General features: G+C 69.3%; 11 protein-coding genes and 1 pseudogene. 6 read left to right on the forward strand and 6 right to left on the reverse strand.

Annotated features, from left to right (window positions below; genetic code table 11):
• The first annotated feature begins 6 nt into the window (after positions 1 to 6).
• Entirely contained in the window at positions 7 to 1,824 is a 1,818-nt protein-coding gene (locus tag ABT004_RS09485; protein WP_351333325.1) for a glycoside hydrolase family 2 protein, read from the forward strand.
• Between the two features lie 73 nt (positions 1,825 to 1,897).
• Here ABT004_RS09485 and ABT004_RS09490 read toward each other — a convergent pair whose 3' ends face one another.
• The 6 genes and pseudogenes from ABT004_RS09490 to ABT004_RS09515 all read right to left on the reverse strand — a co-directional run bounded on the left by ABT004_RS09490 (position 1,898) and on the right by ABT004_RS09515 (position 8,122).
• Positions 1,898 to 3,094, reverse strand: coding sequence for an exo-alpha-sialidase (locus ABT004_RS09490; protein ID WP_351333328.1), 1,197 nt, complete (start codon positions 3,092 to 3,094; stop codon positions 1,898 to 1,900).
• A gap of 175 nt (positions 3,095 to 3,269) precedes the next feature.
• Positions 3,270 to 4,139: pseudogene (locus ABT004_RS09495) on the reverse strand (IS5 family transposase).
• 181 nt (positions 4,140 to 4,320) lie between these two features.
• A complete protein-coding gene (locus ABT004_RS09500) occupies positions 4,321 to 4,878 on the reverse strand; it encodes an FAD-dependent oxidoreductase (RefSeq protein ID WP_351333330.1) in 558 nt (185 codons plus the stop codon).
• An 86-nt stretch (positions 4,879 to 4,964) separates the two neighbouring features.
• On the reverse strand, positions 4,965 to 5,915 hold the full coding sequence (locus ABT004_RS09505; RefSeq protein WP_451193210.1) for a TauD/TfdA family dioxygenase: 951 nt from the start codon (positions 5,913 to 5,915) through the stop codon (positions 4,965 to 4,967).
• A gap of 41 nt (positions 5,916 to 5,956) precedes the next feature.
• Positions 5,957 to 6,169, reverse strand: a complete 213-nt coding sequence (locus tag ABT004_RS09510; RefSeq protein WP_351333333.1) for an MbtH family protein — start codon at positions 6,167 to 6,169, stop codon at positions 5,957 to 5,959.
• Positions 6,170 to 6,202: 33 nt separating this feature from the next.
• On the reverse strand, positions 6,203 to 8,122 hold the full coding sequence (locus ABT004_RS09515; protein WP_351333353.1) for an ABC transporter ATP-binding protein: 1,920 nt from the start codon (positions 8,120 to 8,122) through the stop codon (positions 6,203 to 6,205).
• 313 nt (positions 8,123 to 8,435) lie between these two features.
• Between ABT004_RS09515 and ABT004_RS09520 the strand changes: the two genes are divergently transcribed.
• From ABT004_RS09520 to ABT004_RS09540, 5 genes are all read left to right on the forward strand, one after another.
• Positions 8,436 to 9,626 (forward strand): peptidoglycan-binding protein, encoded by a 1,191-nt coding sequence (locus ABT004_RS09520; protein ID WP_351333336.1) that lies wholly within the window; start codon positions 8,436 to 8,438, stop codon positions 9,624 to 9,626.
• Positions 9,623 to 10,333 (forward strand): ABC transporter ATP-binding protein, encoded by a 711-nt coding sequence (locus ABT004_RS09525; protein ID WP_351333338.1) that lies wholly within the window; start codon positions 9,623 to 9,625, stop codon positions 10,331 to 10,333. Before ABT004_RS09520 ends, ABT004_RS09525 begins: the two co-directional genes overlap by 4 nt.
• Positions 10,330 to 11,523: an ABC transporter permease gene (locus ABT004_RS09530; RefSeq protein ID WP_351333340.1), complete on the forward strand. Its 1,194-nt coding sequence runs from the start codon at positions 10,330 to 10,332 to the stop codon at positions 11,521 to 11,523. Before ABT004_RS09525 ends, ABT004_RS09530 begins: the two co-directional genes overlap by 4 nt.
• 167 nt (positions 11,524 to 11,690) lie before the next feature.
• Entirely contained in the window at positions 11,691 to 12,179 is a 489-nt protein-coding gene (locus ABT004_RS09535) for a hypothetical protein (RefSeq protein ID WP_351333343.1), read from the forward strand.
• Between the two features lie 214 nt (positions 12,180 to 12,393).
• Positions 12,394 to 20,244 (forward strand): non-ribosomal peptide synthetase (locus ABT004_RS09540; protein ID WP_351333346.1); only part of this gene is annotated, 7,851 nt, incomplete at its 3' end.

Consider the following 20,244-nt stretch of genomic DNA (forward strand, 5'->3'; position numbering starts at 1 on the left):
GCATGTGTGCCCACTCACTCCGTACCGCGCCCGGAGTACCCGCGACCGCAGTTCACGCGCCGCGACTGGCTCAACCTGAACGGCGCCTGGCAGTTCGAGCGCGACCGGGGGGACAGCGGCCTGGAACGAGGTCTCCTCGGCCGGGAACTGCGCGACGAGATACTTGTTCCCTTCCCGCCCGAGTCCGAGCTCTCGGGCATCGGTGACACGGACTTCCTCCACGCCGTCTGGTACCGGCGGACCGTCACCCTCCCGCCGGAGTGGGCAGGGCGGCGGGTGCTGCTGCACTTCGGCGCGGTCGACCACGACACCACTGTCTGGGCGAACGGCGAGGAGGTCGCCCGGCACCGGGGCGGCTTCACTCCGTTCACCGCCGACCTCGGCGACATCACCCGCGAGGGCGCGGAGCTCGTCATCACCGTCCGGGCCCGCGACCCCAGGTCCGGCCCGCAGGCACGCGGCAAGCAGGCCGTCCAGTACGCCAACCACGACTGCAACTACACGCGGGTCACCGGCATCTGGCAGACCGTGTGGCTGGAGCCGGTGCCGGAGACGCATCTGCGGAGACCTCGGATCACGCCGGACCTCGCCGGTTCTGCCTTCCTCCTCGAACTACCGCTGTCCGGTAACCGGCCCGGCCACCGGGTGCGCGCCGTTCTGACCGATGGCGACGGCGAGGTGAGCCGGGCCGAGGCACGTGCGGACCTGGACCTCGCCCCGCGCCTGCACCTGCCGGTGCCCGAGCATCGGCGCCGCGAGTGGGGCCCGGACGACCCGCACCTGTACGGCCTGCGCCTCGAACTTCTCGACGCCGGCGGGGAGGTGGTCGACAGCGCCGAAAGCTACGCCGGACTGCGCGCCGTCGGACTACGGGGCAAGGCCGTCCTGCTCAACGGTCGACCGGTCTTCCAGCGGCTCGTTCTCGACCAGGGCTGGTACCCGGACGGGCTGATGACCGCGCCGACCGATGGGGCACTGATCCGTGACATCGAACTGGCCCTGGCCGCCGGCTTCAACGGGGCCAGGCTGCACCAGAAGGTCTTCGAGGAGCGCTTCCTGCACCACGCCGATCGCCTCGGCTACCTCGTCTGGGGCGAGTTCGGCGACTGGGGCTGTGAGACCGGCGGCTCCTCGGGCGACAACCAGAAGCCCGACGCTTCCTACGTCGCCCAGTGGCTGGAGGCCCTGGAACGCGACTACTCACACCCCTCGATCATCGGCTGGTGCCCGTTGAACGAGACGTATCAGAAGCTGCACGACCGCATCACCCAGCTTGACGACGTCACGCGGGCGATGTTCCTGGCCACCAAGGCCATGGACACCACCCGGCCGGTGATCGACGCGTCCGGCTACGCCCACAGGGTGGCCGAGACCGACATCTACGACGCTCACCACTATGAGCAGGACCCGGCGGCCTTCCGGCAACTGATGTCCGGGCTCGCGAAGGGCGAACCGTTCGTCAACGCCCACGAGAGCGGCGCGGCCTATTCACTGCCGTACGCGGGGCAACCGTACTTCGTCAGCGAGTTCGGCGGCATCTGGTGGGATCCCGAGGCGGCGGCCGAGCTGTCCGGCGAGGACCGGACGCAGTCCTGGGGTTACGGCGAACGGGTCCGGGACGAGGGCGAGTTCCACGCCAGGTTCAGTGGCCTCACCGAGGCGCTGCTGCGCGATCCTGACATGTTCGGCTACTGCTACACCCAGTTGACCGACGTCTTCCAGGAACAGAACGGTGTCTACCGCTTCGACCGCTCCACCAAGCTCGATGTCGCCCGGATCCGCGCAGCACAGACGCGACCCGCCGCCATCGAAGAGCAGGGGTGACGGTGTGACGCTGTGACGGGGGCCGCGGTCGTGACCGTGGCCCCCGTCGTTCACGTCACACCCGTCACACCCGTCACCGAGGAGTGATGGCGCCGGTGGCGAAGTACGGCTTGCACACCGTGCCGTCGAAGTCCGTGGCGATCTGGAGAACCTGTCGGCCGTCCGCCGAGGGCAGCAGCGGGGAGCTGTAGTTCTCGCAGTAGTTGACCTGAGGGTCGGACACGTTGACCGGTGCTTCCATCTCCGACCAGGGCCCGCTGCCGTTCTGCGTGTTGGCGAGGATCGTCCGTCCGCTCTCCGCGGCGACACTGCCGTCCTTGTTGAGAAGGCGCTGTCCGATCAGTAGCAGTCGCCCGTTCGCCGCGCCGTCCGGTGCGGGTGCCCAGGCGATGGTCGGCGTGGCGCGGAAGTACTTGCCGTCAGCGGTCTCGGGGCGGACGCCGAGGTCGGTGACGTTCCCCCAGTTCCAGCCGTCGGCGGAGGTGCGGTAGTGCACCACGCACTGGTACTGGCCGCCGGGGGTGCAGATCTCGTAACTCATGAAGTAGGTGCCGTTGGGCAGCTTGCGCACCAGTGGCATGCCGGGCCGGTCCGTCTGCAGGGCACTGGCCACGGTGTCGTGACGCTCTTGCCAATGGATGCCGTCGTAACTTCGCGCGGCCGCCAGTTTTTGACTGTGAGCAGAGTCCGTCTCGTCGGCGTAGTGGCAGACGAGGGCGCCGTCCGCGGCGATGGAGAACTCCGGTTCCCACAGGCCGCCGGTGCCGGTGGCGACGGCGCACGACGACAGGTGGGACCAGGTGCGGCCCACGTCGTCGCTCCGCCAGATCCGCAGCGCCATTCGACGGTCCTGCTCGTCCTGGCCGGCTGCGGAGGCCCAGAGCAGGGTGCCGGCGGGCAACTCGCCAACCTGCTGCGGGAGTTCGAACAGGGTGGTGCAGCAGAGTCCCTGGCCGGCAGCCGAGTCGGGGTCCGAGACCCGGCCGACCTCGTGGAACGACGCGCCGTTGTCGGTGCTCTCGTGGATGGCGCCGACGCCGTTGTTCCCGTCGAAGGTGGTGACGCCGGCGAGGATGCGGCCGTTCGCGGCACCGCTGTGGGCGAGCCGGACGGTGCGCGGGTAGAGCCCCGTGTCGTCACGCAACGGTGTACCTGTGGCTGTGACGGAGTGGTCGGCCTTCGCCGCTGGGGCGGGCGAAGTGGGAGGCGACGCGACCGCCTGGGCGGTGAGCACCGTGCCGAGCAGCGCCATCAGGGCAAGCAGTGCCACGTGGGAGCGAAGACGTCTAAAGGTGTGGAGCAGGTAGAGCGTCAACACCGTTCTCCTTTTCAGTGGAACTTCCTGCGGAACTTCCTGGGGACGAAATCCGCGCCAGGCTAGAGCCGGATGTACATCGATGTAAACAGCGGGGAGGCCGGGAATCGCTGTGGCATCAGAGGAGGTTTCATCTCGGACGGGGTGTCTCATCCTGAGGGGTGGGGTTTCTCCAGGTTAGGACGGTTTCTCCGGTGACCCGGCGGGCCATGGTGTCGATCATCGCGAGGTAGATCATGGCTCCGGAGCTGGCGGGCAGGGCCTCGTAGTCGCGGGCGAGTCGGCGGTGCAGCATGATCCATGCCGAAGGTTCGCTCGACTGGCCAGCGGTGGGGAATGGGGTCGAATCCCCTGCTCCCAGGCTTGCGTTGGACGATTTCAAGGCCGATGCCGAGGCGGCGGCGCTTTCGACGAGGTGCTGGCGGTAGCCGCCGTCGGCCCAGATCTTGCGCAGTCGCCGCAGAGTTCGGGAGGTGTGCTCGATCAGGGGCATGCCGGCGGTGGAGTCCTGCACACTGGCGGTGGTGACCAGGACGGACAGCAGCATGCCGAGCGTGTCGGTCAGGATGCTGCGCTTTCTGCTGACGATCTTCTTCGCGGCATCTGTGCCCTGAATGGCCAGCGGGACGGTGTGTCCGGTCTTCACGCTCTGCGCGTCCAGGGCCCCGGCACTGGGCTCGGAATTCCGTCCGGCCTGCTCGCGTAGCTGGTGCCGCAGCAGTCCGTTGAGTTTGGCGAAGACGCCTTCGTCGCGCCAGTACGCAAAGTAGTGGTAGGTGGTCTCCCAGGGCGGGAAGTCATGGGGCAGGTAGCGCCAGGGTATGCCGGTGCGGTCCACGTACAAGATCGCATCGAGCAGGTCTCGCAGGGTGTACTTCGGCGGGCGTCCGCCGGGGATGCCGGCCTGGCGGCGCTAGGTGCGCCACTCGGTCAACACCGGTTCCACCAGGGCCCACCGGTCGTCGGTGAGATCACTGTCGTAGGCGCGGCGTGTGCCCATGTCCTTGGCATACCGCGTTGCGGAACCCTCGGCCAGGGGCCGGACGGGTCCCGCCCATTTCCGTGCGATACCAGGCTTTTGTGAATGAGGCAGGCGTGGAAGCTGATATCCACCCCAAAGGTGCATTCCTCATCGCCACCTTGGCATCCTCGCGTCACGCCAGCCACTGATACCACATCCGTCACTCTGGCAGCCCGTCAAAACCTGGACACTCCAGCAGAATCCGAGATGAGACCTCCTCTGAGCTACCGAGAGGCCCTGCCCTCGTGCGCGCGTAGTGGCCCTCGTGGTCGTCGTGTGAGGAGCCGACGGCGACGTACGAATATGAGCTGAGCGCGAGGGGCTCGCTACCCCAGCGAGTGATCCGGTAGACGGCGGGGCCGGGGACGGCGGCGCCGTAGAATGCGCGGAGCGAGTCGAGCACCGGGGTGACGAGTTGGTTTATCGGCACCCGCAATGCCGGCCACCTTGAGGCCGACAACCCCGCGCCCGGCTTCCATCTGCTGCGCGCAACCGCCACGAGCGGCCGCCCACATCCGCGAAGCGCATGGGAGCAACCCCCACCAGTACGGAGAGCGCAAGGAATCGAATATGAGCGCAGCGCGACATGGCGGTACTCGTAAAGGATGCCACCGAGTCGGTTGTGTCGGCGAACGCTGAGAGAGGTTGTCCGCTCCGGGTCGGTGACCGGTTCCGGTAGAGCTCGAAGCGGCGCGGCTTGGCCGAGCGTCCGGTCCATCGGCGCCGTTTCTCGGATCTCCCTACGGCAGCAGGGTGTTGGGGGCAGGCCACTTGACCTCTGCCGCCCGGTCCGACGAACGGCCGTCAGGTGTCCGACATCGCCACCAGGACGCGCCGGGTCCCTTCGAACGGGCGTCGGCCATGGGCAAGCAGGACGTTGTCGATGAGCAGTACGTCGCCGCTCTGCCAGTCGACGTCGACGGCGCTCCGCAGCCCGCGGTCGATGATCTGCTCGATGTACGCGTCGGGGATCGCGGTCCCGTCGGCGAACGTCACGTACTGCGGGAATTCGTTGGGCGTGAGGATGTCGTACAGCTCGGCGGAGGCCTCGTCCCCCAGTCCTGCCGGATGCCACTGGTCGGCCTGGTTGAACCAGACCTCGGCGCCGGTGACCGGGTGCTTGGTGGTCGACGGGCGCAGCTGGGTGACGCGCAGACCGTCCGGGCCCCACTCCCAATCGGCCCGCGAGTGCCTGAGGAACTCCTCGACCACCGCGCGGTCGTCGGTTTCGAAGGTGTCCTGCCAGCTCTTTCCGAAGCCGAACCCGTCGTGCAGGTTCTGGACGTAGCGGATGCCGCCTGCGAACGCGTCGCGCACCTCGGCGTCGAGCGAGTCGAGCCAGAGCTGCCCGTCGAGCACCGGAGTGGCGCCGCCCGACTCCGCCGCCTTCTCGCAGTAGAAGGTGAGCCGGGTCGGCCAGCGATGGGCGTAACTGAGCTCGTTGTGCATGGAGATGGTGTACTGCTGCGGGTACTCGGTCGAGGTGTAGAGATTGCCGCCCACTTTGGTGCGCGGCGAGTTGCCGTGCACGTACGGCAGGCGGTCCGGCACCAGCCGGGAGAGCACAGGCTCGATGGTCTCGGGCGAGACGCCGAAGCCCCTGAAGATGAGCGCCTTGTGCTCGGTGAGCAGCTCGGCGAGACCGTCGGCGCCCAGCTCGTCGAGCCGATCGACGAGGGCGGACGCACCGGCCTCGTCAGCGCTTGTCTCGTACGGCCGCCAGGCACCACTGCCTGACTCAACGGTGTCCAACACGTCCTCCAAAAGCGCGTCGTGTCTTTGGGGTGTGACCGCGGTCAATTCCCCTTCATGGCCTCGATCAAGCTCTTGGGCCGCATATCGGTCCACGACTTCTCGATGTATGCGAGGCACTCTTCCCGAGCGGCCTCTCCGAATACGGTCTGCCAGCCGTCGGGCACATCCACGAAGACGGGCCACAGCGAGTGCTGGTTTTCGTCGTTGACCAGGACCACATAGTTTGCGTCAGGGGATTCAAAGGGATTCGCCATCTTGCTGACCTCTTCTCTTGGCGGCGAGCCGGGTTAGATGCCCGCCTTGTTCGCGACATTCTTGGGTGTGCCGTTCGAGTGCTGACCCGCGAATTGCGTGCGGTAGAGCTCGCTGTAGAGCCCGCCGGCGGCGAGCAGGTCCGTGTGGGTTCCGCGTTCGCGGATCCGGCCGCCATCGAGAACGAGGATCTGGTCGGCTTCCAGGATGGTCGACAGCCGGTGGGCGATGACCAGGGACGTGCGGCCCGCGAGGGCAACGTTGAGAGCCCGCTGGATCGCCGCCTCGGACTCGGAGTCCAGGTGCGCGGTGGCCTCGTCGAGGATGACGACCGGCGGTGACTTGAGCAGGAGCCGGGCGAGGCTGATGCGCTGCTTCTCACCACCGGAGAGGCGGTAACCTCGGTCGCCGACCACGGTGTCGAGACCGTCGGGCAGTGACGAGATCGTCTCCCAGATCCGGGCCGCCTCGCAGGCCTCGACGAGCTCCTTCTCACTGGCGCTCGGCCTGGCGTACAGCAGGTTCACCCGGATCGTGTCGTGGAACAGGTGCGCGTCCTGAGTGACGACGCCGACCGTGTCGTGCACGGACCGCATGGTCAGATCGCGTACGTCGTGACCGCCGACGCGTACCGTCCCGGAGATGGTGTCGTACAGCCGGGGGACCAGGCTGGTGACCGTGGTCTTGCCGGCGCCAGAGGGGCCCACCAGCGCGGTGAGCTTGCCGGCCGGCGCGTGGAAGCTCACCTCGTTCAGGACCATCGCGTCGCCGGCCCGCGCCGGCGTGCGCAGCGCGATCGACTCGAGCGAGGTAAGGGACACCTCGTCGGCGGCCGGGTACCGGAAGGAGACCTCGTCGAACTCGATGTCCGGGGCGAGGCCTTCGTCGAGCGGGAGCGGCCGGGCGGTGGGGCGTTCGTCGACGAGCGGCTTGAGATCCAGCACCTCGAAGACGCGGTCGAAGCTGACAAACGCGATCATGACGTTGACCTGCATGTTGGACAGCTGGTTGATCGGTCCGTACAGCCGCAGCAGCAGTGCGACCATGGCGACGAGGGTGCCGATCTGGAGCGTGCCGTGGATGGTCAGCACGCCGCCGAGGCCGTAGACCAGTGCGGTGGTCAACCCGGCGATCAACGTGGCGATGAGGACGAGAACGCGCCCCCAGACGGCTGTCCTGATCGCGACGTCACGGACCTCGACCGCCTTCTGCGTGAAGCCCTCGGACTCGTCCTCGGGGCGGCCGTAGAGCTTGGCCAGCATCGCGCCCGACACGTTGAACCGCTCGTTCATCAGCGAGCCCATGTCGGCGTTCTGGCGCATGCCCTCGCGGGTGAGCCGCTGCAGTCGGCGGCCGACGAGCATGGCTGGAGCCAGGAAGAACGGGATCATCACGAGCGCCGCGAGAGTGATCTGCCACGACAGGTAGAACATCGTGATCAGCACGAGCACGAGGGTCAGCAGGGTCGACAACGTCTGCGACAGCAGCGTCGTGATCGCTCGCTGTGCGCCGACCACGTCGGTGTTGAGCCGGCTGACCAGGGCTCCCGTCTGGGTGCGGGTGAAGAAGGCCAGTGGTTGCCGCTGGACGTGCTCGAACACCTGGCAGCGCAGGTCGCAGATGATGCCCTGGCCGACCCGTCCGGAAAACCAGGTCTGGGTGAAAGCGGCCAGCACTTCCACCAGCGACAGGGCGGCGACGAGCAGGGCGAAGCCCACCACGAAGCCTTCCCGGCGCTGCGCAATCCCGTCGTCGATGATTATCTTCAGCAACAGCGGGCTCGTCGCCGTGATGGCCGAACCGGCGACGGTCGTCAGCATGACTACCGCCAATGACCAGCGATATCGCAGGGCATAGGGAACGATGCGTCGCACCGTGCCCGGCTTGATCTTCTGTTTGGTGATCGACTTGTCTGCGCCGAGCGGCATCAGACCCATGCGCGGGCCGCCCATCATGGCCACGGAATCCTCCTCTTGTCGCGGTCCCAAGCGGCACGGGTGGCCGATGCGTCAGTGACCGTACCGGCGGAGTCCAAGCGCGTGAAAGCCTGTGCTGTTCAACTACGGCGCGGCCACAGTTGAACAGCACGGCCGTCGGCGAAGGCCGCGGGATAAGGCGGCGGTTAAGGTTCCCGCTCACCGTCGGGAAACCTGCCGCAATCCAATCTCTAAGGCATGCAGGTACTTTCCGATCCCGTGGCCATGAAGGCCGTCGTCCTCGCCCTCGGCCCGACGTGCCGTGCCGAGCGGCACACGTGGAGGCTGAATCATGTTCGAGTCTGAGACCACGGCCCAGGCGCGGGTTCCCGAACAGGAACAGGAACAAGAGCTGGAGCTGGAACCGAAGCCGGCCCAGGAGTACGAGGAGGAGCCGCCGCCGACGGGGCGCCGGCGCGTGCCCTGGAAGACGCTGAGCGTGCTCGTGGTGCTGGCGGTGGGCGCCGCAACCGCGGTGTATGTGGTGGGGCGCGACGACGACAGTGCGCCCAAGCAGCAGCTGTCGTCGCTGCCGACGAAGCCGGTGCTCCGTACGAATATGGTCAACACCAGTGAGATCGACGGGACGTTGGGCTATCGAGGCCGATACACAGTGCTCGCCGAGAGTTCGGGACGGCTCACGTGGCTTCCCTCGAACGGTGATGTGATCAAGCGGGGCGAGCGGGTCTTCGAGGCGAACGGCCGTGCCGTCCCGCTCATCTACGGGTCGGTGCCACTGTGGCGGGACCTGAAGGTCGGGGTGTCCGACGGACGCGACGTGCTGGAACTCGAACGCAATCTGCAGGCGCTCGGCTACGGCAGCTACCTGGCCGTGAACGAGGAGTTCAGCTCGGCCACAAGGTCGGCCGTGAAGGAGTGGCAGGAGGATCTCGGGGTCACCGAGAACGGCGTCGTGAAGCCGGGTGAAGTGGCGGTGCAGAAGGACGCGATCCGGGTGACCGAGGTCAAGGCGCTGCCGGGCGCCCCGGCCAAGGGCAACCTGTTCACCGCCAGCAGCACCGGGCGGTGGATCACGGTGGACGTACCGGTCAGTGATCAGGACATCGCCAAGAAGGGCGCGAAGGTCCGAGTGACACTGCCCGGAAAGAAGACCGCCCAAGGACACATCGTGTCGGTCGGCAAGGTGGCGACCGCGGGTAGCAGCAACTCCCAGTCGCAGACCGGGCAGGGCACGCAGGACGCCACCATCCCGGTCTACATCGAACTGGACAAGCAGAGCAGCGCGGGGGACCTGGACAAGGCGCCGGCGACGGTCGGCTTCACCAGTACCGAGCACAAGGACGTCCTGGCGGTACCGATCAACTCGCTGCTGGCCGCCGGCAGCGGCTACCGGGTGAAGGTGGTGAGCCCGCAGGGGAAGGTGCGCTCCGTGCGGGTCGAGCTCGGCATCTTCGACGGGAACAACGTCGAGGTGAAGGGCGACCTCCGCGAGGGCATGAAGGTGCAGGTGCCGCGCTCATGACCGCAGGGATCGAGGCCGTACAGGAGCCGGCCGCGGTCATCGCCGTGGAGGAGGCGAGCAAGGTCTACGGCGGCAACGTGCGGGCTCTGCACCGGGCATCGCTCACCATCCGATCCGGTGAACTGGTGGCCATCGTGGGCCCCTCGGGGTCGGGCAAGTCGACGCTGCTGAACCTGATGGGGACGCTGGACCGGCCGAGCTCGGGTCGCGTCCTCATCCACGGACACGACGTGGCCACGCTGCCCGACCGGCGGCTGTCGGCGGTACGGGCGCACTGGATCGGGTTCGTCTTCCAGCAGTTCTTCCTGACCCCGCACCTGTCCGCCCTGGACAACGTCGCGACCGGCCTGCTCTACCACGGCCTCTCCCTCCGGGAGCGCCGGCTGCGGGCGAAGGCGGCGCTGGAGCGGGTGGGTCTCGGCCACCGTCTGTACCATCGTCCGCAGCAGATGTCGGGCGGCGAGAAGCAACGGGCCGCGATCGCCCGGGCGGTGGTGGGGAACCCGCCGCTGCTGCTCGCCGACGAGCCGACCGGAAACCTCGACTCGGCATCCGGGGCGGGGGTGCTCGAGCTGCTCAGCGAGCTGAACCGGGATGGCACCGCGATCGTGGTGATCACCCATGACCTGGACGTCGCGGCCGCGCTGCCGCGGCGCCTGGAGATCCGCGACGGCCGAGTCCAGGCCGATACAGGGGTGTTGACATGAGGGAACTGCCCGAGACGTCCCGACTCCGCGGAAGGGACCTGATCGCGGTCGGCCTGGACGGACTGCGCGGCCGGCCGCTGCGGGCCGTGCTGTCCGCGCTGGGCATCGCCATCGGGGTGGCCGCCATGGTCGCGCTGGTCGGCCTCAGCAGCGCCAGCCGGGCCGGACTGATGGCCGAGATCGAGGAGATGGGCACCAACCTGCTCACCGCCAAACCCGGTACGACGCTGAGCGGCGACACCGCGAAACTCCCCACGGACGCGGAGGGCATGGTCTCCCGCATCCCCGGCGTGACCGGCGTGTCCGGGATCGGCCTGGTGGAGGACGCGACCGTTCGACGCACGGACAAGATCTCCTCGGCCAAGACCAGCGGCGTCGCCGTCCAGGCCACCCGTACCAACCTGCTGAAAACGCTCAGCGGCACGGTGCGCTCCGGCGCCTTCCTCAACTCCGCCACCAGCCAGTACCCGTCGGTGGTGCTCGGCTCCGACGCCGCCGACCGGCTCGGCATCGACCGAGCCGACGCGAACGTGTATATCGGCGGCCAGTGGTTCCTGGTCGTCGGCATCCTCGACGAGCTGCCGCTCGCCCCCGAGATCGACCGCTCGGCCCTGGTCGGCTGGCCCTACGCCGCCCGCCTCGGGTTCGACGGACACGTCACCTCCCTGTACGAGCGGTCCACGGACGCGGCCGTGTCGTCGGTGCGCGACGTGCTGGGGCGCACCATCAACCCCAAGAACCCGGAGGAGGTTCAGGTCAGCCGCCCCTCCGACGCGCTCACCGCCCAGGCCGCCGCGGAGGAGACCTTCAACGCACTGTTCTTCGGCCTCGGCGCCATCGCGCTGCTGGCCGGAGGCGTCGGCATCGCCAACATCATGGTGATCTCGGTGCTTGAGCGGCGGCAGGAGATCGGGCTGCGAAGGTCGCTGGGCGCGACCCGCGGCCAGATCCGGATGCAGTTCCTCACCGAGTCGGTGAGCCTGTCGGCATTCGGCGGGGCCGCCGGCGTGGTCATCGGACTTGCCGCCTGCCTCGGCTACGCCCTCTACCGCGACTGGCCCCTGACCCTGCCCGGCCAGGCCATCGCGGGCGGCGCCCTGGCCGCCGTCGCGATCGGCGCCGTCGCCGGCATCTACCCCGCCCGCCGCGCCGCCGGCCTCACTCCCACGGAGGCCCTCGCCACCACCTGACCGACGACCGACAACCCCCGGCCGGTCGTCAGGGTGCCTCCGCGTCCGCTCATGGGCGCGGAGGCACCCGTTTTCCGTGTGCTGCTCCGGCTGCGCGCTCGCTGTAAGAGTTCGGTTAACGCCGACGGTCACCGGGGCGAAACCTGGTGGCAGCCATGCTGATGAGCATGAAGAAACTCAACCTCATCGCGGTGGTATTGACGGCCACCGCCATGTTCGGACTGACCGCGTGCGGCGACGATTCATCCCCGAAGAAGGCCGCGCCCTCAGCGGGGGACGCCGATTACGACCGCATGCAGAAGTTCATCAAGTGCATGGCCGAGCAAGGGGTCGACGTTCCGGAACCCGCCCCGGATGAGGGCGGGGACAAGGACAGCAATATCGAGAAGCCCGACGGCGGTTCCAAGGCGAAAGCCGAAGCGGCACGGGCGGCCTGCGCGAAGTACGCCCCCAGCGACGACATCAACGAGGACATCACGGAAGCCGACAAGGACCTGGCGCTGAAGAAGGCCGAGTGCCTGCGCGGCAAAGGCGTCAACGCCAAGGACCCCAAGCCCGGGACCCTGGACGTCACCGTCGAGGGCACCGTGGACAAGGACAAGCTGGCCAAGGCCTTCAGCGCCTGCAACAAGAAGGTCGGGGCCGACGAGGGCTGACGGTCGCCGGTCACCGCTCCGCCCTCGCCGATGGGGCGGAGCGCGCGCCGTTCAACTGAGCCATCCGCGCAGTTGAACACGGGTCGTCGACCCTATTCAGACACTCCTTGCTCATATTCCCCGCATGGGCTGGAATGGCCGAGCCGGCTGGGGCGGTGCGTTACGCCTGGGTGGTGTTACGGCGTCGCATTCGAGCTCCTGGGGAGAGACATCGATGATCCCGTTGTCGTTCGCGCAGCGTCGGCTCTGGTTCTTGGCCAAGCTGGAGAATTCGGGTCTCACCTACAACAACGTCATTGCCTTGGCAATGCACGGCCCGTTGGATGTCGCGGCATTGAGCGCGGCTCTACGGGATTTGCTGGTGCGCCATGAATCGCTGCGCACCGTCTTTCCCACCGTGGCCGGCGAACCTTACCAGCGAATCCTCGAACCGGGGAATCTCCACTGGGAGTTGGACGTGCGCCGGGCGGCGCCCGAGGACGTGGACGAAGCCAGGGCGGAAGCGGCCGGCTGTGCCTTCGACCTGGCATCTGAAGTGCCCATCCGCGCGACCTTGCTCGGCACGGCGCCCGACGAGCACGTACTGATCCTGGTCGTCCACCACATCGCCACCGACGCCTCGTCCCACCGCCCGCTGGGGCGCGACCTGTCGACGGCGTACGCGGCGCGGGCGCGCGGCGAGGCACCGTCATGGGAGCCGCTGCCGGTGCAGTACGCCGACTACGCCGTGTGGCAGCAGGAGTTGCTGGGGGAGAGTGCCGACCCGAGCAGCCGCCTCTCCGTCCAACTGGACTACTGGCGGCGCACTCTGGCGGGAGCGCCGGAGGAACTGGCACTGCCCGTGGACCGGCCGCGTTCGGCGGCGCCGGGCCAGGCGGGCCACCGGATCCCGCTGCGAGTCCCGGCGCCCACGCACGTACGGCTCGCCGACCTCGCGCGCGCCGAGGGCGTGACGGCGTTCATGGTGCTGCAGGCCGCTCTGGCGGTGACACTGTCCCGGCTGGGCGCCGGACACGACATCCCCATGGGTGCGGCGGTGGCGGGGCGCACCGACGAGGCGCTGAATGATCTCGTCGGGTTCTTCGTGAACAGCCTGGTCATGCGTACGGATCTGTCGGGAGACCCGGACTTCCGACAGGTGCTGGCCCGGGTCCGCCGCACGAGCCTGGACGCGTTCGCGCATCAGGACGTGCCCTTCGAGCGGCTCGTCGAGGAATTGGCCCCCGGGCGATCGCTGTCCCGACACCCCCTGTTCCAGGTCATGTTGACCGTGCAGAACACGGCCGGCGCGGTGCTCGACCTGCCCGGGGTGGCCGTCGAGCCGCTCCCGTCGAACATGTCGGTGGCCAGGTTCGACCTCGATGTGATGATCGAGGAGGTGTTCGACGAGCACGGCCGCCCCGACGGCCTCGCGGGCGTCGTCATCGGAGCCGACGCCCTGTTCGACGCGCCCACGGTGGCCGGCATCGCGCAGCGGCTCATGCGGGTGCTGGAGACGGTGGCCGCCGACCCGGACATCCCGCTGCACGCCGTGGACGTGCTCGACTCCGAGGAACGCGACCGCCTTCTCGTCGAGTGGAACGACACCGCGACGGATCTGCCGGGTGATTCGGTCCTCGCGTCCTTCGAGCGGCGGGTCGAGCGGACACCCACCGCCACCGCCGTCCTCGACGGCGGCCGCACGGTCGACTACGCAGAACTCGACGCGCGTGCGCGGCAGTTGGCGGGTGCGCTGGCCGGGCTCGGCGTGGGCGTCGGTGCGGTGGTGGGATTGTGCCTGCCGCGGAGCGTCGACGCGGTGGCGGGCGTCCTGGCGGTGTGGAAGGTGGGCGCCGCCTACCTGCCGATCGATCCGGCGAACCCGGCCGAGCGGGTCGGCTTCGTGCTGGCCGACAGCCGGGCCGTGGCCATGGTGACCACCGAGGACATCCTCGACGCCCTGCCGGTGGTGCGCGTGCCCGTGATCGCCGTCGACGCCCTCGACACCGCGGTCGTCGGCGACATCGGGCCCGCGTCGCCCGGCACCGCGGAACTGGCGTACGTGATGTACACGTCGGGGTCGACCGGCCGGCCCAAGGGCGTCGCGATCACCCACGGCGGACTCGCCAACTACGTGAACTGGGCCGCCGAGGCCTACGACATGGGTGACGGCGGCGCCGTCCTGTACTCGTCACCGGCGTTCGACCTGACCGTGACGAGCCTGCTGGTGCCGCTGGTGGCCGGCGCGGCGATCTCGGTCAGCGAGGACGGCGGAGTCGAGGGACTGGCCGAAGTGCTGCGCTCCGGCGGCGGGTTCGACCTGGTGAAGGTGGTCCCGGCACACCTCCCGATGCTGGCCCAACTGCTGCCTGCCGAACAACTGGCGCGCGCTGCGCGGCGCTGGGTGGTCGGCGGTGAGGCACTGCCGTCGCAGGCGGTGTCGTCCTGGCTGGAAGCGGCGCCGGACGCGGTGGTGGTGAACGAGTACGGCCCGACCGAGACCGTCGTCGGCTGCTCGATTCACGAGGTGCGGGCCGGCCGACGAATCGAGGGCGCGGTGCCGATCGGGCGGCCGATCGCCAACACGCGCCTGTACGTGCTGGACGACGGACTCGCCCCGGTGCCGGTCGGGGTGCCAGGAGAGCTCTACGTCGCCGGGGACGGCCTGGCACGCGGCTATGTGGGCCGCGCGGGCCTGACGAGCGAACGATTCGTGGCCTGCCCGTTCGGTTCCGGTGAGCGGATGTACCGCACCGGCGACCTGGCCAAGTGGATCTCCGACGGCGACCTGGTATTCCTGGGCCGCGCCGACGACCAGATGAAGATCCGCGGGTTCCGCATCGAGCCCGGCGAGGTGGAAGCGGTCCTGCGCACCCATCCCGCGGTGGCGCGGGCCGCGGTCGTCGCGCGGGAGGACACCCCGGGAGACGTACGGATGGTGGCCTACGTCGTCCCCGACGACGAAGGCGCCCCGCTCGACGGCGATGCCCTGCGGGAACTGGTGGCGCGACAACTGCCGGACTACATGGTCCCGACAGCCGTGGTGCCCCTGCACGACCTGCCGCTCACCGGTAACGGCAAGCTCGACCGCAAGGCGCTTCCGGCCCCCGACTACGCGAGCGGCGCCGGCGCGGGGCGCACGGCGACGACCGCCCAGGAGGAGCTCCTCTGCGGGGCGTTCGCCGAGGTGCTGGGCCTGGAGACGGTGGGTCTTGACGACAGCTTCTTCGAACTCGGCGGGCACTCCCTGCTCGGCGTACGACTGCTGTCCCGCATCCGCCTCGTGCTGGGCGCGGAGCTTCCGCTGTCGGCGCTGTTCGAACGGCCCACGGTCGCCGGCATCGCCGAGTGCCTCGCCGAGACCGGCGCGGTCCCGGTACGGCTGGAGTTGACGGCCGGGCCCCGCCCCGAACGGCCGCCGCTGTCGTTCGCGCAGCGCCGGCTGTGGTTCCTCGCCCAGCTCGAAGGCCCCAGCCCGACCTACAACACCACCGCAGCGATCCGCCTCACGGGCGGCCTCGACATCCCCGTGCTCGCGGCGGCACTGCGGGACGTCATCGCGCGCCACGAACCACTGCGCACCGTGTACCCGACCGCCGACGGCGAGCCGTTCCAGCGCATCCTCGACATGCAGGACCTGGAATCCTGGGACCTGGCGGTGCGCCACGTCGACGCGGCCGGTGCCGCCGAGGCGGTGACGCGGGCCACCCGGCGCGCATTCGACCTGGCCGAGGAAGTGCCGTTCCGGGCCTCGCTGTTGCGGGTCGCCGAGGACGAACACGTACTGGTGCTTGTCCTGCACCACATCGCCAGCGACGGGTGGTCGCTGGCGCCACTCGGACGTGACGTGTCGGCGGCGTACACGGCGCGGGCACGGGGTGAGGCGCCCGCGTGGACCCCGCTGCCGGTGCAGTACGTCGACTACGCGCTGTGGCAACGGGAACTACTGGGCGACGAGTCCGACCCGGACAGCCTGCTGGCGACGCAGATCGAGTACTGGCGGCGCACCCTCGCCGGAGCCCCACAAGAGCTGACGCTGCCCACCGACCGGCCGCGCCCGGCGGTGCCCAGCCGCCGCGGGCACCGGGTGCCGTTCCAGGTGGGCGCCGAGATCCACCAGCGGTTGGTGGATCTCGCCCGCGCCGAGGGCGTCACCTCGTTCATGGCCCTGCAGGCCGCGTTGGCGGTGCTGCTGTCCCGGCTCGGCGCCGGCCACGACATCCCGATCGGCATCCCGGTCGCCGGACGTGCCGACGCGACGCTGCACGACTTGGTGGGAAGCTTCGTCAACACCCTCGTGATCCGCACCGATCTGTCCGGGGACCCGGAGTTCCGGGAGGTCCTGGCACAGGTCCGGGAGACGAGCCTCGGGGCCCTCGCACATCAGGACGTGCCGTTCGAGCGGCTGGTCGAGGAACTCGTCGAAACCCGGTCGCTCGGCCGGCACCCGCTGTTCCAAGTGATGCTCACCGTGCAGAACGTCGAACGTGCCGAACTGGACCTGCCCGGCGTCCACATGGCGAGCGCCGGCACGAGCGACGTGGACACCGCGGCAGCGCCTGCGGCGCGCCACGACCTGCACTTCACCGTCGGTGAGACCTTCGACGACCAGGGACGCCCCGCGGGACTGCGCGCACTGGTGACCCTGGCCGAGGACCTGTTCCACGCCGAGACGGCGCACCGGATGGCCGCCTGGTTCGTACGGGTCCTGGAGACGGTGACCGAGACCGCGAACACGCCGCTGCACGCGATCCAGGTACTCGACGCCCACGAGCGGCACCGCCTGATCCACCAGTGGAACGACACCGCGGCGACCGGGCCGCGACCCGCCCTCACCAGCCTGTTCCTGGACCAGGTGGCCGCGACACCGGACGCGACGGCCCTCGTGGCCGACGGCACCGAGGTCACCTACCGCGAGCTCGACGCGTCCGCGGACCGACTCGCCCGACACCTCCGCGCCCTGGGCGTCGCCGATGAGTCCGTCGTGGGACTGTGCGTGCCCCGCGGCATCCAGATGATCACGGCGATCCTGGGCGTGTGGAAGGCCGGTGCCGCATACCTGCCCCTCGACGCCCAACTGCCGCCCGAACGCCTCGCGTTCATGGTCGACGACAGCGGCGCGCGCGTGGTGCTCGTGGACCAGGACTCGGATCCCGCGAGCTTCGCGGCACCGGCGGGGGTGCCCGTAGCGACGATCGACGAGGCACTGCACCCTGCGGATCCCACTGGGCCCGAACCGGCCGCGCCGGTCGTGACGGCACCCGCCGGCCTCGCCTACGTGATGTACACCTCGGGCTCGACGGGCGCACCGAAGGGTGTCGCGGTCACCCACGGAGCGCTGGCCAACTACGTGGCCTCCGTCTCCGAGCGGCTCGACTGGACCGGCGAGGGTGCACGATACGGACTGCTGCAACCGCAGGTGACCGACCTGGGCAACACGGTGGTCTTCGCCAGCCTGGCCACCGGAGGGCAGCTGCACGTCCTGGACGCCGAAGCGGTGACCGACCCGGTCGCCGTGTCCGCGTATCTGCGCGAGCACCGCATCGACCACGTCAAGGCAGTGCCGTCACACCTGGCGGCGCTGGCCGCGGACGCGGGCACGGGCGCCGTGCTGCCCGCCCGCTCCCTGGTGCTCGGCGGCGAGGCGGCCCCCGCCGCCTGGACGCGTGACCTGGTCGCGGCGGCCGCCGAACGGCGCGTGTTCAACCACTACGGGCCGACGGAGACCACCATCGGAGTGGCCACCGCCGAGTTGTCACCCGCGGCCCTCGCCGAGGGCGTCGTCCCGATCGGCACACCCATCGCCAACACCCGCCTGTTCGTCCTCGATGACGCGCTCGCCGCGGTACCGACCGGGGTCGTCGGCGAGCTGTACGTCGCCGGCGCCGCGCTGGCACGCGGCTATGTGGGACGCCGCGCGCTGACGGCGGAACGCTTCGTGGCGTGCCCCCACGGCGTCGGCGAACGGATGTACCGCACCGGCGACCTCGTCAAGCGGACCGCCGACGGCGACCTGGTGTTCGTAGGCCGCGCCGACACCCAGGTGAAGATCCGCGGCTACCGCGTCGAACCCGGCGAGGTCGAGGCCGTCCTGGTCCAGCACCCCGCCGTCTCCCGCGCCGCAGTGATCGCCCGCGCGGACGGCGCGAGCGGCGACCGTCTCGTCGCCTACGTCGTGCTCGCCGAAGGCGCGTCCGGCACCCGGGACCTGCGGGAGTTCGTGGCGGCGCGGCTGCCGGAATACATGGTGCCCGCGGTCGAAGTGGCTCTCTCCGAGCTGCCGTTGACCGAGAACGGGAAACTGGACCGCACGGCGCTGCCCGACCCCGACGACGGCACGGCCGTCCACCACGACCGGGAACCGTCGGGCGCGACCGAGACCGCGCTCTGCGAGATCTTCGCCGAGGTCCTCGGCCTGGACCGGGTCGCAGTGCATGACAGCTTCTTCGACCTGGGCGGACACTCCTTGCTCGCGATCCGGCTGCTGTCCAGGATCCGCTCCAGGCTGGGCGCGGAAGTCAAGATCAGGACGCTGTTCGAGGCACCGTCGGTGGCGGACCTCGCTGCCCGAGTCGAAGGCCCCCGCAGCGACCGGACCCGCCTCCCACTCCGAGCGAGTACACGCCCGGAGTGCCTGCCGCTGTCCTTCGCGCAACAACGCCTGTGGTTCCTCGGCCGGTTGACCGGACCCAGCCCGACCTACAACATTCCCCTGGCCATCCGATTGACGGGCACCCTGGACGTCCCGGCACTGGCGGCGGCACTGCGGGATGTCATCGCGCGCCACGAACCGCTGCGCACCGTCTACCGCTCCACCGACGGCGAGCCGTGCCAGCAGATCATCGACCCGGACGAACTCGACTGGCGCCTCACGGTGACCGACGTACAGCCCGAAGCCCTGACCGAGGCCGTCGCGCAGACCGCGAGCTACGCCTTCGACCTGTCGGCGGAGCTGCCGATCCGAGCATGGCTGTTCGACCTGGGAGCGGACGAGCGGGCCCTGGTCCTGGTCGTGCATCACATCGCCACCGACGGCTGGTCGCATGCCCCGCTGGGCCGGGACCTGTCGACGGCGTACGCGGCACGGCTGCGGGGGGACGCTCCGGTGTTCGCGGCGTTGCCGGTGCAGTACGCGGATTACGCGTTGTGGCAGCGGGAGTTGCTCGGGCAGGAGTCCGACCCGAGCAGCCTTCTGTCGCAGCAAGTGGCGTACTGGCGCCGAGAGTTGGCCGGTGCCCCGGAGGAACTGGCGCTGCCGGTGGACCGGCCGCGTCCCGCGGTGGCGAGCCAGGTCGGTCACCAGGTGCCGCTGCGGGTGCCGGCGGAGGTGCACCAGCGGGTCGTCGACCTCGCGCGCGCCGAGGGCGCGACCCCGTTCATGGTCCTTCAGGCGGCGTTGGCGGTCACCCTTTCGCGTCTTGGTGCGGGGACGGATGTTCCGGTGGGTTCGGCGGTTGCCGGTCGTACGGACGAGGCGCTGGACGACCTCGTCGGGTTCTTCGTGAACACGCTGGTGGTGCGGACGGATCTGTCCGGTGATCCGGAGTTCCGTGAGGTGCTGGGGCGGGTGCGGGAGGCGAGCCTGGGCGCGTTCGCACATCAGGAAGTGCCCTTCGAGCGGCTGGTGGAGGAACTGGCACCGGAGCGCTCGCTGTCCCGACACCCGCTGTTCCAGGTGATGCTGACGCTCCGAAACCTCCAGAGCGCCGCCCTCGACCTGCCCGGCGTCCACGCCGAGGCGCTCGACGGATCAGGGAACGCGGCACGGTTCGACCTGGAAGTCCACCTCCGCGAGACCTTCGACGACCAGGGACGCCCGGACGGGTTCGAAGGATCGCTGAACGGCTCGGTGGACCTCTTCGACGCACCTTCGGTCGAGGCGATCGCGCAGCGGATGGCGCGGGTGCTGGAGCTGGTGACGGCGGTTCCGGGTGTGCGGTTGCATGCGGTGGAGGTGCTCGGTGCGGGTGAGCGGGAACGGGTTCTGCACGAGTGGAATGACACGGCGGTTGCTGTTGATTCGGTGACGTTGGTTGATTTGTTTGAGGAGCGGGTGGTGGCTGCTCCGGGTGCGGTGGCGGTGGTG

The sequence above is a fragment of the Streptomyces sp. NPDC002790 genome (genome assembly GCF_040295505.1).
Lineage (GTDB): Bacteria > Actinomycetota > Actinomycetes > Streptomycetales > Streptomycetaceae > Streptomyces.

Excerpts from the sequence above, each read along its gene's own strand:
- ABT004_RS09510 (WP_351333333.1), bottom strand. The coding sequence starts at position 6,169 with ATGGCGAATCCCTTTGAATCCCCTGACGCAAACTATGTGGTCCTGGTC.
- ABT004_RS09530 (WP_351333340.1), top strand. The coding sequence starts at position 10,330 with ATGAGGGAACTGCCCGAGACGTCCCGACTCCGCGGAAGGGACCTGATC.
- ABT004_RS09515 (WP_351333353.1), bottom strand. The coding sequence starts at position 8,122 with ATGATGGGCGGCCCGCGCATGGGTCTGATGCCGCTCGGCGCAGACAAG.
- ABT004_RS09525 (WP_351333338.1), top strand. The coding sequence starts at position 9,623 with ATGACCGCAGGGATCGAGGCCGTACAGGAGCCGGCCGCGGTCATCGCC.
- ABT004_RS09520 (WP_351333336.1), top strand. The coding sequence starts at position 8,436 with ATGTTCGAGTCTGAGACCACGGCCCAGGCGCGGGTTCCCGAACAGGAA.
- ABT004_RS09535 (WP_351333343.1), top strand. The coding sequence starts at position 11,691 with ATGAAGAAACTCAACCTCATCGCGGTGGTATTGACGGCCACCGCCATG.
- ABT004_RS09500 (WP_351333330.1), bottom strand. The coding sequence starts at position 4,878 with ATGGACCGGACGCTCGGCCAAGCCGCGCCGCTTCGAGCTCTACCGGAA.